Source organism: Pseudarthrobacter phenanthrenivorans, from assembly GCF_036455295.1.
Classification (GTDB): Bacteria; Actinomycetota; Actinomycetes; order Actinomycetales; family Micrococcaceae; genus Arthrobacter; species Arthrobacter phenanthrenivorans_C.
The window spans coordinates 1-243 of sequence record NZ_JAYXNX010000026.1 but is presented as its reverse complement, the minus strand read 5'-3'; positions in this window follow the sequence as shown (position 1 = coordinate 243).

Below are 243 nucleotides of genomic sequence, written 5' to 3'. Positions count from 1 at the left end.
GGCCCCGCACCTTTCGCGAAAGGTGCGGGGCCGTCGTCGTAATGGAGGGGCTTGGACGCAGCCCACTCCCATCCATTGCTCCCCACTGGCACCGTAACCTCGCAAGCTCGGCCAGGGGACCCTGCCGGCGTGGGCCCACGCATTTGTCGTTTTCACCCTTCAAAACGACGACTACGGAGCAATGGATGTCTCGCTAGCTGTATTGACCACGGACGTTAGTGACGCCCGGCGTGGTTTGGTGAC